13 protein-coding genes and 3 pseudogenes are annotated in these 14,809 nt (G+C 59.6%); 10 read left to right on the top strand and 6 right to left on the bottom strand.

Going from position 1 to position 14,809, the window contains the following annotated elements; translation table 11 throughout:
* The first annotated feature begins 14 nt into the window (after positions 1–14).
* The 6 genes and pseudogenes from XH85_RS23495 to XH85_RS23470 all read left to right on the top strand — a co-directional run bounded on the left by XH85_RS23495 (position 15) and on the right by XH85_RS23470 (position 5,738).
* Positions 15–1,814 (top strand): CocE/NonD family hydrolase, encoded by a 1,800-nt coding sequence (locus tag XH85_RS23495; protein WP_245473370.1) that lies wholly within the window; start codon positions 15–17, stop codon positions 1,812–1,814.
* Positions 1,811–2,212: pseudogene (locus XH85_RS23490) on the top strand (beta-keto acid cleavage family enzyme); the annotation flags it as partial. The gene XH85_RS23495 and the pseudogene XH85_RS23490, both read left to right, overlap by 4 nt.
* Before the next feature lie 242 nt (positions 2,213–2,454).
* Positions 2,455–2,823, top strand: coding sequence for a Bug family tripartite tricarboxylate transporter substrate binding protein (locus XH85_RS23485; protein ID WP_128933677.1), 369 nt, complete (start codon positions 2,455–2,457; stop codon positions 2,821–2,823).
* 2 nt (positions 2,824–2,825) lie between these two features.
* Positions 2,826–3,716 (top strand): MBL fold metallo-hydrolase, encoded by an 891-nt coding sequence (locus tag XH85_RS23480; RefSeq protein ID WP_338025545.1) that lies wholly within the window; start codon positions 2,826–2,828, stop codon positions 3,714–3,716.
* A 94-nt stretch (positions 3,717–3,810) separates the two neighbouring features.
* Positions 3,811–4,873: pseudogene (locus XH85_RS23475) on the top strand (IS110 family RNA-guided transposase).
* A gap of 565 nt (positions 4,874–5,438) precedes the next feature.
* On the top strand, positions 5,439–5,738 hold the full coding sequence (locus XH85_RS23470; RefSeq protein ID WP_128933675.1) for a DUF1330 domain-containing protein: 300 nt from the start codon (positions 5,439–5,441) through the stop codon (positions 5,736–5,738).
* A gap of 106 nt (positions 5,739–5,844) precedes the next feature.
* On the opposite strand, the pseudogene XH85_RS46825 reads toward XH85_RS23470, so the two are convergent.
* Positions 5,845–6,113 (bottom strand): annotated as a pseudogene (locus XH85_RS46825) (PilZ domain-containing protein).
* 118 nt (positions 6,114–6,231) lie between these two features.
* On the opposite strand from XH85_RS46825, the gene XH85_RS46820 reads away from it, so the two are divergent.
* Positions 6,232–6,510 (top strand): hypothetical protein, encoded by a 279-nt coding sequence (locus XH85_RS46820; RefSeq protein WP_128933674.1) that lies wholly within the window; start codon positions 6,232–6,234, stop codon positions 6,508–6,510.
* 139 nt (positions 6,511–6,649) lie between these two features.
* On the opposite strand, the gene XH85_RS23455 is transcribed toward XH85_RS46820, so the two are convergent.
* On the bottom strand, positions 6,650–6,904 hold the full coding sequence (locus XH85_RS23455; RefSeq protein ID WP_128933673.1) for a hypothetical protein: 255 nt from the start codon (positions 6,902–6,904) through the stop codon (positions 6,650–6,652).
* 115 nt (positions 6,905–7,019) lie between these two features.
* Here XH85_RS23455 and XH85_RS23450 point away from each other — a divergent pair.
* A protein-coding gene (locus XH85_RS23450) for an IS3 family transposase (RefSeq protein ID WP_128933672.1) occupies positions 7,020–8,206 on the top strand; the annotation gives its coding sequence in 2 pieces (ribosomal slippage) (positions 7,020–7,272 and positions 7,272–8,206; 1,188 coding nt in all).
* On the opposite strand, the gene XH85_RS23445 is transcribed toward XH85_RS23450, so the two are convergent.
* Positions 8,181–8,453: a hypothetical protein gene (locus tag XH85_RS23445; protein ID WP_128933671.1), complete on the bottom strand. Its 273-nt coding sequence runs from the start codon at positions 8,451–8,453 to the stop codon at positions 8,181–8,183. The genes XH85_RS23450 and XH85_RS23445 overlap by 26 nt on opposite strands.
* A 1,571-nt stretch (positions 8,454–10,024) precedes the next feature.
* On the opposite strand from XH85_RS23445, the gene XH85_RS23440 reads away from it, so the two are divergent.
* Positions 10,025–11,176 carry an acyltransferase family protein gene (locus XH85_RS23440; protein WP_128933670.1) on the top strand — a complete coding sequence of 384 codons (1,152 nt, stop codon included), beginning with the start codon at positions 10,025–10,027 and terminating at the stop codon, positions 11,174–11,176.
* A 157-nt stretch (positions 11,177–11,333) separates the two neighbouring features.
* Here the strand turns inward: XH85_RS23440 and XH85_RS23435 are convergent, their stop codons facing one another.
* Positions 11,334–11,609: a hypothetical protein gene (locus XH85_RS23435; RefSeq protein ID WP_128933669.1), complete on the bottom strand. Its 276-nt coding sequence runs from the start codon at positions 11,607–11,609 to the stop codon at positions 11,334–11,336.
* Between the two features lie 1,163 nt (positions 11,610–12,772).
* Here XH85_RS23435 and XH85_RS45285 point away from each other — a divergent pair.
* Entirely contained in the window at positions 12,773–12,931 is a 159-nt protein-coding gene (locus XH85_RS45285; protein ID WP_164934919.1) for a hypothetical protein, read from the top strand.
* Positions 12,932–13,116: 185 nt separating this feature from the next.
* Here the strand turns inward: XH85_RS45285 and XH85_RS23430 are convergent, their stop codons facing one another.
* Positions 13,117–13,356, bottom strand: coding sequence for a hypothetical protein (locus XH85_RS23430; protein ID WP_128933668.1), 240 nt, complete (start codon positions 13,354–13,356; stop codon positions 13,117–13,119).
* A 597-nt stretch (positions 13,357–13,953) separates the two neighbouring features.
* Positions 13,954–14,622: a hypothetical protein gene (locus tag XH85_RS23425; RefSeq protein ID WP_164940351.1), complete on the bottom strand. Its 669-nt coding sequence runs from the start codon at positions 14,620–14,622 to the stop codon at positions 13,954–13,956.
* Positions 14,623–14,809: the final 187 nt, after the last annotated feature.

The following is a 14,809-nucleotide window of genomic DNA, read 5'->3' as shown; positions in this document are numbered from 1 at the left end:
AAAAGGACAATCGAATGCGAGAGAGTGAAGAGATGTCGCTGATGGAGCAGCCGGATGCAGCCGATCCTCACCGGGTTGAGCGGCGGGACGGTATGATCCTCGAATGGGACGTGCCGATCGCGATGAATGACGGGGTCGTGCTGCGGGCAGATGTGTTTCGCCCGCCGGGCAGCACCGCCTGCCCTGTTATCATGAGCTACGGCCCTTACGCCAAGGGCCTGTCGTTTCAGCAGGGCTATCCCTCGGCGTGGCAGCAGATGGTCGAGCAATTCCCGGAGGTAACGCATGGATCGAGCGGCCTCTATCAAAACTGGGAAGTCGTCGATCCCGAACGCTGGGTGCCGGATGGCTACGCCTGCGTGCGGGTCGACGGACGCGGGGCGGGTCGGTCGCCCGGTCACATCGAGCCCTGGTCAGGCCGCGAGAGCCGCGACTTCTACGCCTGCATCGAGTGGGCCGCGGCCCAGCCCTGGTCGAGCGGCAAGATCGGCCTCAACGGCATTTCCTATTACGGCATGAACCAATGGCAGGTGGCGTCGCTGCGCCCGCCTCATCTCTCGGCGATCTGCGTCTGGGAAGGCGCGGCCGATTTCTATCGCGACGTCAGCCATCACGGCGGCATTTATTGCACGTTCCTCGCCAACTGGTACCGCCAGCAGGTCACGTCGGTCCAGCATGGCCTCGGTCGCCGCGGTCCGCGCAGCGTCGTCACCGGCGATCTGGTCTGCGGTCCGGAGACGCTGGACGCTGATGAACTCGCGGCACGCTGTAGCGATCTCGGTGAAGACGTCTATTCCCGTCCGCTCTGGGGTCCGTTCTACCAGGAGCGGTCCGCGCAGTGGGACCAGATCGATGTGCCCTTACTGTCCGCAGCAAATTGGGGCGGCAATGGGTTGCACCTGCGCGGCAATATCGAGGGATTCCTTCGCGCTGGGTCCAAGCACAAATGGCTGGAAGTCCACGGGCGCGAGCACTGGACCGAGTTCTACACGAACTACGGCGTGGACGTCCAAAAGCGCTTCTTCGACCATTTCCTCAAGGGCGAAGCCAACGGATGGGACAAGGAGCCGCCCGTCAAGCTCTGGGTGCGCCACGTCGATCGGTTCGAGCCGCGCAGCGAACAGCAATGGCCGATCGCGCGCGCCGAGTGGCGGAAGCTGTTCCTCGATTGCAGCAACTTGGTCCTGCTCCCCTATCAACCCGAGCTGCGGGCAAGCCACAGCTACGCCGGACTGGGCGACGGCGCCACATTCCTGCTTTCGGCGCAGGATCGCGAGCTGGAGATCACCGGACCGCTTGCGGCAAAGCTGTTCGTCTCTTCTGAGACCAGCGACGCCGACCTGTTCCTGGTCCTGCGGCTATTCTCGCCCGACATGAAAGAGGTGGTATTCCAGGGCGCGCTCGATCCGCACACGCCGATTGCGCAAGGCTGGCTGCGCGCCTCGCATCGCAAGCTCGATCCGCGGCAATCGACGGTATATCGGCCGTATCATCCGCATGACGAGATCGAGCCTCTTCAGCCCGGCCGCATCTACGAGCTCGACATCGAGATCTGGCCGACCTCGATCGTCGTGCCGGCGGGTTACCGGCTCGCCCTCACCGTGCGCGGTAAGGATTACGAGTATTCCGGCCCGTCGGCCCGCCTTTGCAATATCCGCAACGAGATGCGCGGCTGCGGACCCTTCCTGCACGACGATCCCCGCGATCGGCCGGTGTCCATCTTCGGCGGCAAGGTGACTTTGCACGGAGGCCCAGCCTGCCCGTCACACCTGCTCGTGCCGATCGTGCCAACCAAAGCGAACAACACGCCATGACATCGAAAGTCATCATCACCTGCGCCATCACCGGGGCGATCCACACCCCTTCGATGTCGCCACATTTGCCGATCACGCCGGATCAGATCGTCGACGAGGCGGTCGCCGCCAGCGAGGCGGGAGCCGCCATCCTGCATCTGCATGCGCGTGATCCCGACTCCGGCAAGCCCGATCAGACCCCGGAAGGCTTCGCCAGGTTCCTGCCTCGCCTCAAGCAGCGATGCGACGCGGTGATCAATCTCACCACCGGCGGCAGCCCCTATATGAAGGTCGAGGAGCGGGTGCAGCCCGCGGTCCGATTCAAGCCGGAAGTCGCCTCGCTCAACATGGGCTCGATCAATTTCGGCCTGTTCCAGCTGCTCGACCGTTACAACGACTTCAAATTCGAGTGGGAACGCCATGTTTGAATTTGCGTCCCTGACATCGAAGCCAGTGCGTCGGAAAAACTGTAGTACAGGACGTTGCTCGACTGTCGTGAATTCCCCGAACGTGCGAGAAGCGTTTTCGACCAGAGCTGCCCAGCAATCATCGATCATTAGCTTTCTGCAGGACCTCGTGCGCCGGACCCTGCCGTGTGTAAAATGCTGCGCGCATCGCTAGTGCCTCTTAGTTGGATGATTCAGAGGGTGAAAGCACCTTCATGTTTATCACCATGTTGCCGGTCGTCGACCTGATCAAGACCGGTAAGCTGCGGGCGCTTGCGGTGACCGGACCGAAGCGTGTGCCGCTTCTTCCTGATGTGCCGACCATCGTTGAAGCCGGCTATCCTTCACTGGTGGTCGAGGACTGGACCGGCTTCGCAGTCAAGCATGGCACGCCGAAGGAAACGGTCGCGCGGCTCAACGCTGCCATCAACAAGGCGCTGGAGAAGCCGTCAGCGCGCGAGGCGCTTGCAAAGATCGGCGCCGAACCGGCGGGCGGCACGCCCGAGCAATTCGGCCGGCTGGTCGGCGATCAGGTTTCGCACTGGCACAAGGTCATCGCCGACGCCGGCATCAAGGTCCAGTAACAGTGACATCAGATTTTCGCGTGACGCTCCTCGGGACGGGGACACCAATCCCACGTCCTGATCGTTTTGGCCCCAGCACGCTGATCGAAGCGGGCAGTCACACTGTGCTGATCGATGCCGGCCGAGGCGCCGCCATGCGATTGTTTCAGCTCGGCATTCCGATCGGCCGGATAGATGCGCTGTTGCTCACGCATTTTCACTCCGATCACACGGTCGGCATTCCAGATCTCTGGCTGACGGGATGGCTAAGCTCGCATTTCGGCAACCGTCGGCGACCGTTCAACGTGATCGGCCCGGTCGGCACAGCGAGGCTCATGCATCATCTGGAAGCAGCCTATGCGCACGATATCGAGATTCGCATCGAGGACGAAAGGCTCGCCCGCGAGCATGTCGCAGTCAAGGTGGAAGAATTTGGTGAGGACGGTGTCGTCTATCAGGCCGGCGACCTGCGCGTCATCGCCTTCACCGTCGATCATGGTGACGCGATCAAGCCGGCCTATGGCTTTCACATCGAGTATCAAGGCCGGGTCGCGGTGATCTCCGGCGACACTCGTTACAACATGAACTTGCTCCGCTACGGTCAGGGCGCCGATCTGCTGGTGCACGAGGTTGCGATGGCTCCGCCGGAACTGCTGGGCCAGGCCGACATTCGGCGCATCATCAATCATCACACCTCACCGCAGGAGGCCGGACGCGTGTTTGCGCAGACACGGCCGAAGCTCGCCGCCTTCACTCACCTCGTCATGCTCGCCAGTCAGACCGTAATGGCCCCGACCATCGAAGCGCTGATCGCGGCAACCCGAGAGATCTATGAAGGGCCGCTGGAGGTCGGCGAGGATTTGATGAGCTTCGAGATCGGCGAGAGCGTCACGGTTCGAAGACCTCAAATCTAGCCTCTGAAAGTTCAGCTAATGGGATGGTCTGGCCGTGCTCCGGCCCTGCCAGCACGAGAAGCTGGCAAGGGGCGCTCAAGACAAGGAGCACGCCATGTCTCAGAAAGTCAACGCAGCGATCGCCGTGATCGGCATCGATATCGGCAAGAACTCGTTCCATGTCGTAGGGCAGGATCACCGTGGTGCGATCGTGCTGCGGCCGAAATGGTCGCTTGGCCAGGTCGAGGCGCGACTTGCCAATCTGCCGCCGTGCTTGATCGGTATGGAAGCCTGCGTCGGCGCGCATCATCTCAGCCGCAAGCTCCAAATGCTTGGCCACGACGCCCGCCTGATGCCGGCGAAATACGTGCGCCCGTATTCGAAGGGACAGAAGAATGACTTCCGAGATGCGGAAGCCATCGCCGAGGCTGTCCAACGCCCGACCATGAAGTTCGTCGCGACCAAGACCGCCGATCAGCTCGATCTTCAGGCACTGCACCGCGTCCGCGATCGATTGGTCGGTCAGCGTACCGGCGCCATCAATCAGATCCGTGCGTTCCTGCTGGAGCGGGGCATCGCCGTGCGGCAAGGCCTGCATTCCCTGCGGTTCGAGTTGCCGGGTATCTTGGCAACTCGCACGATGTGCTCTCGCCTCGCATGTTGCGCATCATCGAGGCTCTGGCGGAAGATTGGCGTCGGCTGGATGAGCGTATCGAGGGTCTATCTAGCGAGATCGAAACACTAGCCCGTCAAGATCAGGCCTGCCAGCGACTGATGACGGTGCCTGGCATTGGCCCGATCATCTCGAGCGCAATGGTGGCCGCGATCGGCACTGGAGAGGTGTTCTCGAAAGGCCGCGACTTCGGCGCCTGGCTCGGACTGGTGCCGAAGCAGATATCGACCGGCGACCGTACGATCCTCGGCAGTATATCACGGCGCGGCAATCGCTACCTGCGCGCGCTGTTCGTGCAAGCCGCGTGGGTTGTGCTGGTCGAGGTAAGGTGTTGGGAGCGCTATGGCCTCGACTCCTGGATCAAAGCCGCCAAAAGCGATTACACCACAACGTGCTGGCGATTGCGCTCGCCAACAAGCTCGCCCGGATCGCCTGGGCGGTCCTCAACAAGGGACGCGCCTTCGCGTGCGTCAGCACGGAGGAGACGGCGTCCCGACCTGCCTGATCCTCGCGCCGTGCGCGGGGCCGTCAAGGCGCAGCCTGGCGGCAGGAGAACATGACGTCAGGACAACACGACGCGCGGCGCGTAAATTCTAATATTCTTGAGCAAACTATTCATCCTCTCGGAAAGCATCTTCTGGATAAGCGCGTTCGGTATAAGTCGAAAGAAAAACTGTTCAAGTATCAATTGCCGCCAGCTTTTGTACCAAAAAGTTATACGCTAGACGAAGCTCCAGAATTTCTGACGCGCAATTTCGAGAGCATTTTTTTAGAACGTTGACCCAACAAACGCGCGGCCACAGCCTCACTGTGCCAATGATGACGCGGCAAAGTCGTGCCTGCGACTGTCTCAAAGTAGAGACAGCGCCAAAACCCATGCTTTTGGCTCGCCCTTTACGTCGAAGCAAAACGCAAAACCGCGTGCGCGAAATACGCTAGAGGCAGGCGGTCCCGCGTACCCGCGCCGGATAGCGCGGCCCAAAGTACCTTTAGAAAGCTCTTGCGCATTCGCGATTGGCGGATCGATCCGTGATAGACTTCTGGCCCGGAAACCATGCGGGAGAGCGGCCATGCCGAAGGCTTACTTGATCGCTGAGCATGTCATCACCGAGCCCGCCGTATTTGAGGAGTACCGGGTCAAGGTTGGGCCGATGATTGATAAATATGGCGGGCGGTATCTGACCAAGGGCAGCGCGCATCAATTCCTCGAAGGCGGCCACTGGGAGCCGGACCGCGTTGTCATCATCGAATTCCCCGACAAGCAATCGCTCGACGCCTGGTACAACTCGTCTGAATATCAGCCACTCATAAAGCTACGCAAAGAGAGCACGAGTGATATGGACATGCTGATCACGCTTGAGGGCGTCTAACCGAATTCTCGATGATCTGATTTTTGCGGTGACTGCACAGATTTCAGCTCTGGCGGGCAGCTCCTCACGCATCGGGAGCGCCGCAAAATAGCGCTTCGCTGCTCGGTCAGGGAATTATGAAAGCAATCCCGATCCGCTTCTCCTTGCGCCACACCACCCGGCATGGCTTCTGGAGCCATCGGCAGGGACAATCAAGTTGAAGCGCTCCGGGATACCAACTGGGCTGACAACGTCCAGCGCGGCGCCGGAAGCGGAGAGATTGCACACGGTGCAGTCGATCGCACCCCCGCCGAGCTCAATGGTTCCGGCCTTTAATACTCTGTGTCTCGGCGCCACCCTGTGCTCGTTGATCGCGCGGCTGTTTTGCGCCAACATCTCGCTGCGCTTGTTTGTCAGCTTTCCGAACTGGAAAACCTTCGATCTCGCGTGCTCAAGGCCGAACAAAGAAAGTTCGGTACCGCACCCCGGCGGAAGCCAGAATTGGTCAGAAGGGTTGTCCGACGTCAATCAAACAAAAAGGATCATTGGTTCCCTCGTTGGAACTAATGATGTGCGTGTTAGTTTTTGCTCCACGCGGTATCTTCCGGTCGTGGAGGCGATGATGGATCAAAAATACCAGTTGCAATCATTATCCGCCGACCAGTTGTGGTCATTGCGAAAAGACGTCGACGCGAAGCTGGCGAGAATCCTGCTCAACAGAAAGAACACGCTTGAAACGCGCCTAGAGCAGCTCCAGCCGCGCTCCAAAGAGCATTTGCAAATAGCTCGGTAGCGTCAGGACAGCCTTGTAAGGTCGGTAAGGTCAGACTTCTTCCGCATTAGTCCGGAACAATCGGCTCCTCGGTATCCGCCTTTACCTTTATCGCGGCCTCTAATTTCTCCGCCATTTCTCTAAATCGTGCGGTGCCAAATCAGCGAGGGCGCTGCGCTTCCTGTGCCTGTTGCTGGGCCAGCGCAAGCCGGCGCTCGACACCTTCCAATCTCCTTTGCAGATTGGTTAGCGCATCGCGCGGTGAGTACAGGTCCGAATAAGCTTTCTTGATCTCGTCAATCTCGCGCTGTGTATCGGTGAACTGCCGATCATTGCTGCGCCATTTCCCTTCGTGCTCACCGCGCGGCACAATCATCTTGGTGACGTCATCGATCCGCGCCTCGTTCCGGCGCATGGGAGACCTGCGCCACCTCCGTCATCCTAGTTCAGAGCCGACGTGCCGCGGCTGACCTGCCACTGCGTATTTCCTCCAGAAGGAGTTAGAGTCCGGCCCGAAGAAGGACGGACAGATGAAGCGAGCAAGGTTCACGGAAGAGCAGATTATCGCGGTATTGAAGGAGCATGAGGCTGGGGCGAAGACAGCCGACCTGGCTCGCAAGCACGGTGTTTCCGAGGCGACGATCTACAATTGGAAGGCCAAATTCGGCGGCATGGACGTTTCCGAAGCGAAGCGGCTGAGGGCCTTGGAAGAGGAGAACGCGAAGCTGAAGAAGCTTCTGGCCGAGCAGATGCTCGATGCGGCCGCACTTCGCGAGCTCCTTTCAAAAAAATGGTAGGGCCCGCCGCCAAGCGCGCTGCGGTCGCGCATCTGCAGGCCGTCATGAGCCTGTCGGAACGGCGGGCCTGCTCGATCGTGGAGGCGGATCGGAAGATGATCCGCTATCGCTCCAGCCGCCCGCCGGACGCAGTTCTGCGTGGCCGATTGCACGATCTCGCCAACGAGCGGCGGCGTTTCGGCTATCGCCGGTTGTTCGTCCTGCTGCGGCGGGAGGGCGAGCCCTCGGGGATCAACCGGATCTACCGGCTTTATCGCGAGGAAGGGCTCACCGTCCGCAAGCGGCGGGCTCGCCGCAAGGCCGTGGGGACCCGCGCCCCGATCCTGGTCGAGGCGAGGCCCAACGCGCGCTGGTCGCTGGACTTCGTCCACGACCAGTTCGCCAATGGCCGACGCTTCCGCATCCTCAACATCGTCGACGACGTCACCAAAGAATGCCTGGGCGCCATTCCGGAGACGTCGATCTCGGGGCAGCGCGTGGCCCGCGAACTGACGGCAATCGTCGAGCGACGCGGCAAGCCAGGAATGATTGTGTCCGACCATGGCACCGAGTTCACCTGCAACGCCATGCTCGCCTGGTGCAAGGACGCAGCCATCGATTGGCACTTCATCGCACCGGGAAAGCCGATGCAGAACGGCTTCGTCGAGAGTTTCAATGGCCGGATGCGCGATGAGCTACTCAACGAGACCCTGTTCTTTGATCTCGATGACGCCCGCGCCAAGATCGCCAACTGGGTCGCCGACTACAATCTCCAGCGTCCCCACTCGTCGCTGAAATACCTGACCCCCGCGGCCTACGCCGCCCACCTCACCGCAACGGACGATCGGCTGCGCAACCCCGACCAGCTCCGCCGATCGTCCGTTGCTCCATCCGCGCCACTTGGCGTACAAAACCTCAAGACTCTAACTGCCGCTGGATGAAAATGCAGTGGCAGGTCACGGCGAAACCGAATGCGAACTCCCACAGGTCGTTCGCGGTAGGCGCCATCTCGCCGAGCAGCTTGCGGTGGGCCTCGTTGACATCCGCCTCGCCTAACGCCTCCGCCACGCCGCGGACGAGCACGTAGTCCGAGACGAAGAAGAAGGTGTTGAGCCGCGCCGCGTTGAGTAGCCCTGCCTCCTCGCCATCGATCTCGCCGGCCGCCTTCTCGAAGGCCCGCACCGACAAGGTCGATCGCGAGATGGTGGAAGGCAAAGTTGTTGCGGATCGTCGGTTTAGCGGTTTACAACCCCCCTCTTTTGGGCCCTGTTGGAGACTTAGACAGGCCTTAGATTGTCAACCGCCTTCGTTGAAATCATTATAGAAAAGCGTCTGACACTCTTTCTTTTAATCACGGGGTCCTGGGTTCGAGCCCCAGCGCGCTCACCAAGCCAAATCAAATACGTAGCCCGAAATACGAGCCTACCTAAAAGGGGCTCTGCGGGCACTGTGTTGGCAAATCGACTGCTGCGCTCAGCGCGGGTGAGTCAATTTGACTCAACGACACCGCGAGCCCGCCAATTCCATCCTGCCCTGGGTTGGCAGAGGGGCTGGTTATGGATGCGGTGTCGACGGTGGGCTGGGTCGTTCTGGTCGTCGTGTTTGTGGGGGTGGCAGCTATAGCGAGCGGTCGCTCCTAAATGCAGCGGCCAGGGTGAACCGCCGGCGCCTGTCCCGTCGGCTTCCTGACGTATTCCCCTATTACCGGACACGGCGCCGATCTGACCACCACCCGTGAGGCCTTCACGCGGTGGATTTTGCTTTTTGATCTGCCGCCACCGCTCAGTATGATGCCCGAGTAGCCAGTCACAGTTTACCGTGGAGTGGCAACAATGACGCATAACCTCGTAGCCGTGTGTGTCGTCGTGGCCTTAATTATCATGGCCTCGATTGGCTTCGCTCAAAAGCACCATCAATGTTGGAACGGGCACGTGCTCAAAAATTGGCGGCACGGGCACGTGCTCATAACCCGTGAGCCCTGCGGATCCGTTGGCCCCTCCATATAGAACCGCCGCCCCTCGGAGCTTTTCCCCACCCACGACGCGCAGTCGCTCGCGCGACGGATGAGCCCTAAGGGATTGATAATTTGCGAGCTACTTACAATGCCGCTTTGATCGCGGCATGCCTCGCCCTGCACGCCGCCACACTCCTACGCACGCCGACGGCCGGCCGCAGTAGACCAGGACTCCGCGCAAGCCCATCTCGCGCATCTGGCCGAAGGTGATCTTGAGCGGTCATTGCAGCCATCACGTGGCTCTGAACGCCGATCGTTGGCCTGACGATGTTCACTTGTCTGATATCGAGCCGCGTTTCGTCTGCGGCGAATGCGGTAGCCGCAGAGCTGAGGTCAGGCCCATTACGGTGACAGTGCACCTAATGTGCCACAGAACGGGTGCCCCTTGTTAAGTGCACTGTCACCGTAAGTTCTGTCACCGTAAGTTCGAGCCCCAGCGCGCTCACCAATCAGCTCCAATAACGTCGCGAATGGCCAACCAGCAAAGCTCGTGGGCATTGTGCTGGCAAATCGACCATCGGCTTGCGGCGATCTCGGGCTCGCTCGACGATTCTGTTCGTGACGGAGACCAAGCCATCACGATTGAACTGGGGCAGCGTGCTCACTTGCCAGTTCCAATCATTCTGCTGCCCAAGCCGACTGCGCCGGCGCAGAACTTGGAAACACATAGACACATATTGCAATAGTTCAACTAATCGTCGAGATTGACGCCATATGCATCTGAACTGATCGCGAGAGACAAGAATTGAGCTGTAGTCAGTTTACGTTGGATGGATCAAAGAACGACACGTCGTTAGCCCTGGATGCACTGCGCGCCATCGCAGCCCAGATGGTCTGCATCGGTCATGGCATCTCGTTCTTCCTGCCAGAACTCCGCCAGTCCGGGCTCCCTCTGCCCCAGAATGTTGGCGTGTTACTGTTCTTCGTGCTTTCTGGATTCCTGATTAGTTATACGCTGCTCGAGAAATCGAGAAACCCCAGCTACACTTTCTTGCAGTTCTTCATTGATAGAGCCGCCCGCATCTACTCTGCCCTTGTGCCATGCCTTCTGCTTGTGGTCCTCGTCGACACGGGGACCATTTGGCTCATTGGCGATCGCGTCCTGGAGGGTAGTCGAAGTCCGACGATCTTTCTCGCCAATTTGCTGATGATCGAAACCTACCGCGGTCCGCTTGAGCACCTGAGCCTGCTGCGATGGCCGATCATTGGTTCTGCCAGCCCGCTCTGGACACTGGTGATCGAGTGGCACATCTATCTGTTCGTTGGCGCGCCGTTTTTCATTGGGGCGACGCCTGCCCGGGCGACTGTGCTGATACCGATAGCCGTCATTTTCGGTCAGATCCCCCTCCACTACATGTTTGGGGCTCTTCAAGAGGACAACGGTCTCGGTCGATCGCTTTTTGCCCTGTGGCTGGCAGGCGCTTACAGTTATGTCGTCCTGAGGTCCGTTGCCTTGCAAAGCAGGACGCTTGGCGCCGTGCTGGCCGTCGGCTCGATCGTCGCCTATGTGGCGACGACCCGCGCATATCTCGAATACAAGCCCGTAACCTACCCCCTGCTCGTACTCTTTGTTCTAGGGGTCGTCGTGGCAACGCAGGCAGGACGGATCGCCGCCTCTCCGTGGCCTGCAAAGATCATCCGGTTTTTCGCCGGCTATTCCTTCACCCTCTACCTCATTCATCACACCCTGATGTATCCGGCCTTCCTGCTCTGGAAGGACGCCGGATGGCTGGTCTTTATCCCGGCGGTCTTGGTAGCGAACGTTGTCGCTGCGGTCGTTGCCTCGTATACCGAAAGCCGGCACAAGCAGCTTGCGCAATGGCTCCAGCGTAGGATCTCGCGTATTCAGTTCTTTGTCCGCGGCGAGCCAGGCATCCGGATCCGCGATGCCCAATGAGCGCGATACTGTGGAAGCACTTGCGACCATATTACGGTGACAGTGCTGTCACCGTAATTTGGAGCGGTTCGCATGTTCAAGTGCGAGTGCGGCGAACAGACTTGGACCGAGGATCTTGGACCGAGGATAAAGAGTGAGGCCGCCAACTGAGGCGACCTTAATTCATCTTGCGGCGGAGCTTCTTGGCTAGCTTCCTTTGGTCGTCGCCGTACTCTTTGGCAGCTTGCCGCGCTTGCTTGGTGCGATCTCGGAAAGTGTTTGGAGGAGGCATCTTTGCTATCGCTTCTTCCAGTTCGACCGCGATGGCCCTGTAGCGCGCGAGCAGCGTTGCGAACACGTTGCGCTGGAGCTGACTCTTTGCGGCCTTCTGCATGCGCTCGCATTCTGCGATCTGCCCGCGAAGTAGTTCTAAGTGGGCTTGCATGCCTTTCATGACATCATCGCGGGCGAAGGGTCACAGTCCTGGAGTGCCCCTCCCCAATCGTCGTGCGTGAACAGAGCTTGTGAATGTTGTCAGTACTGAGAATGAATTAGGACACTCCCAAAATCAAGTTAGGACACTGAGGGTTAGATACGGACGGCAGCCGACCGCGCATGAGAACTATACGATGGACCAGAACAAAGGCCCGCCCGTAGCTGGCGGGCCGTGTCACACACCTGTGGCATGGTCGTTGCACAGTCGAAACCAACTGGGATTTCAGTGCTCAGTTTGAGAATGAAACGCTGCCGGGACATGTATTTCGAGCCCGGCAGCGTCATGTTTTAGGACGAGTGGGACAGCCGCCAGCGTGAACCGGCCAACCGTCCGAAGATGTCCCGTTCGATTTGCCTAGATTTGCTTTCCGCGCATGCAATTGATCACAAACTCTCGCTTTGCGCGACCTTGTCCTTTCATGATCCCACCCGCACTCGAGAAACCACGTTCGCTAGCGAGCTGCTTGCATCTTTCCAAACTTGGGGGGGAGCCTCCGCGAGGCGTGCTCTGCTGCGCCTGTCCAGCGCCGGTGGTCAGAGCCAGAGTGAGGGAAGCAATTGAAATCAGCCTAATCATTAAACAACTCCCTACATGAAGGATGATCTAATCATTGCAAGGAAAAGATCGGGATGCTTCGCGCCGGAGCCAGTAATGCAAAAGTGGCGGACGCTCGGCACCACGGCGCCAGGGTACTTACGTTTGTCGATAGCCAGCTCAATTGTCGGCGATCGACGCGATGGTGGCGGCTCCCGATCGCTTGTGGATTGTAGCACAGAGGCCCGCCGGCGTGAACCAGCGAGCCTCCACTGCCCATAGCGCAGCTCTTCCGGCATCAGTACGCCATAGAGCTTGGCCAGCAGGAGGCTTCCCTTAATCGCCCAACAGGCGAGCCGAATTCTTCACGTCGACCCGCGCGTCCGTGATGCTCCGTCGCAGATGCAGCCATGGCTCACTCCGCTTGGCGCAGAATTGCGCGTGTCGAGGCGGCGCGTGGATCGCGACGGGTCAACGGTTCAAAGGTGCCAATCCACCGCTTGAGCCGGATATTCGGCATAGGAACGTTTCGACCGGCAGGGAATCCTACAGGCGCAATCCATCCAGTGTTCCTCGTGGATCAAACGATGGAAAAAGCGCTCGCATACGCCATCTCGGTGGCTCTCGTCGGCTTCGGTGTCTTGATCTTTTTCGCCGGCCTGTCCTCCAGTTCGCCTGCCCTATGGACAATCGTTGCGCTGGTCCCGATCACCATCGGGCTCGTAAGCGCCTTTGGCCCCATGTGACTGGACGTGGAAACAGGCTTCAGATCAACACATCTGTATTTTCCGGCAACTCGTGTTCGCTCTCGTCGTAGTTTCAGACGCTGGTAGGCGCGCATGAGCCATTTCGTCTCGGCCGCGCTGGAATGCTGATGTCGGCTTGCCTATGTCTGACCGGCATCGGCATTGCCGGAAGCCAGCGTCCGACGTCATTGCTCGACGCCGGGCGGCCGCGCCATGCGCTTCTTTGGGCGATCGGGTTTTGCCGATGATGATTTGGGTTTAGCACTCAGGCGAGTTGCTGCGGCCGGTTTGCGGTCCACGCTATGCCCCTGTTGCATGTGCTCGGCTGCGATCACGCGGGATCGCAAATTTTCTAACTCGGAAAGCCCGGAAACAAGCTCGTCGACACGCTGCTTCAGAACAGCGGTGCGATCACAAGCGCCCATTAAACGCCCCCACGACACCCTAAGACCCGACCGGACAACCGGGACAATTATGCAATCAACAAATGCGGTGGCGAGGCGACGGTTCCTATTGAAAGTGCTGCACGGTGGTGACGGCCCCGGCCGTGGGGGCTTTTGGGTGGGTCGAGGCCGGGGCCGCTGGAGGTGCTTTGGACCTTTGGGGAAGGCCAAAGCCCACCGAACACTAGGAAAAAGCGGCAATCACGTCTGTTCGCTTTCGTACATTGCCTGTACCGTTCCATTACGGGGAACGGAGTCACTGCAAATGAAGGACTATCCGGCCCAGCTCGAGAAACTCCGGAAAGATGCGGCCAAATGCGCCTGATCCGCGATCTGGCAACCGAACCCGCCAAGCGCGAACTGTTCGACCGGCTTGCGAGCCACCTCACAGTCCTGGCTGGACCAAGTTGAAATGGCGATGCTTGAGCGGAAGACCGGGACCGGTCCTCCTGACCGTCCATGAGGCATGCGGTCATGGACTTGATGCCGGCGGCGATCAGTCGCCAGCGCACGAGCATAGGCCCGTTCGCTTACTAGGTTCGCGCGGAGATGGCCCCAAATGATCCGCTTGACGTGCCTTCAGCTTTCCGGGGCTGAACCTGTAGCGGGCATGCTCAGCGGCGCTCCTCCAACCGAAACGGGCCCCACAGGTTTCGATTCCCGAGCGATCCGTTTGCGCATCGCTGCGGACAGTCCATAGCGAGCTTGCGCCCTTCGAATGGAGGACGTGACGTCCGACATCAATGCACTTTGCAGCGTGTCGACCTTCGCGATCAGCGTCGACAGCTGCGAAGATATCTTCCTCACGTCGACCCGTTCATCCGTGATGCTCTGTCGCAGGGAAAGCAGCACCAATGAATCCTGCTGCAGCAGAGCTGCATTCTGCTGCGCTGAATCATTGTTCTCCTTCAGCAAGGCAGTCTGTCGCTGCTGGGCCGACTGAATGTCCTTCAAGGCAGCGACGACCGGATCCGGTTTTGGCGCGGAAGCCTTTTGGCGCGGAAGCAGTTCAGCCAAGTTGCCGACATTCAACAACGGAAAACCAGACGGCAACGTATAGATCGCCGCCGAGCCATTGATGGCCAAGGCACACACGGACAGGGCCAGGACCGATTTCCGGCTGGACCGCTTGATCGGCACTGGAGCTTCCGCGGCTGCGGGTTCGTGTGCTGCTGCGGCGGCTGCAAGTGCTGCAGGGTCGAGCTCTTCGGCGAAGCCTTCCGTTTCGAAAGTCGTGGTCACGTGCATTGACCCCAATGAGCGAGCAAAAGGAAGCCGCCCTGGAACGTCCTCACGACGACTCCTTTACGCAGCACCCATACACAACTGTCTAAAATTGTGGGCTTTTTGGATTAATTCCACGTTAGCGGCCTGGCCGGCTGACGGGCTCAGCGACTCCGGCCAATTACGGGGGTTAAGCCCCTCACCCCATGAC

The sequence above is a fragment of the Bradyrhizobium zhanjiangense genome, from assembly GCF_004114935.1.
Classification (GTDB): Bacteria; Pseudomonadota; Alphaproteobacteria; order Rhizobiales; family Xanthobacteraceae; genus Bradyrhizobium; species Bradyrhizobium zhanjiangense.
The sequence above is the reverse complement of the archived record's forward strand: the minus strand, read 5'-3'. Positions and strand labels throughout refer to the sequence as shown.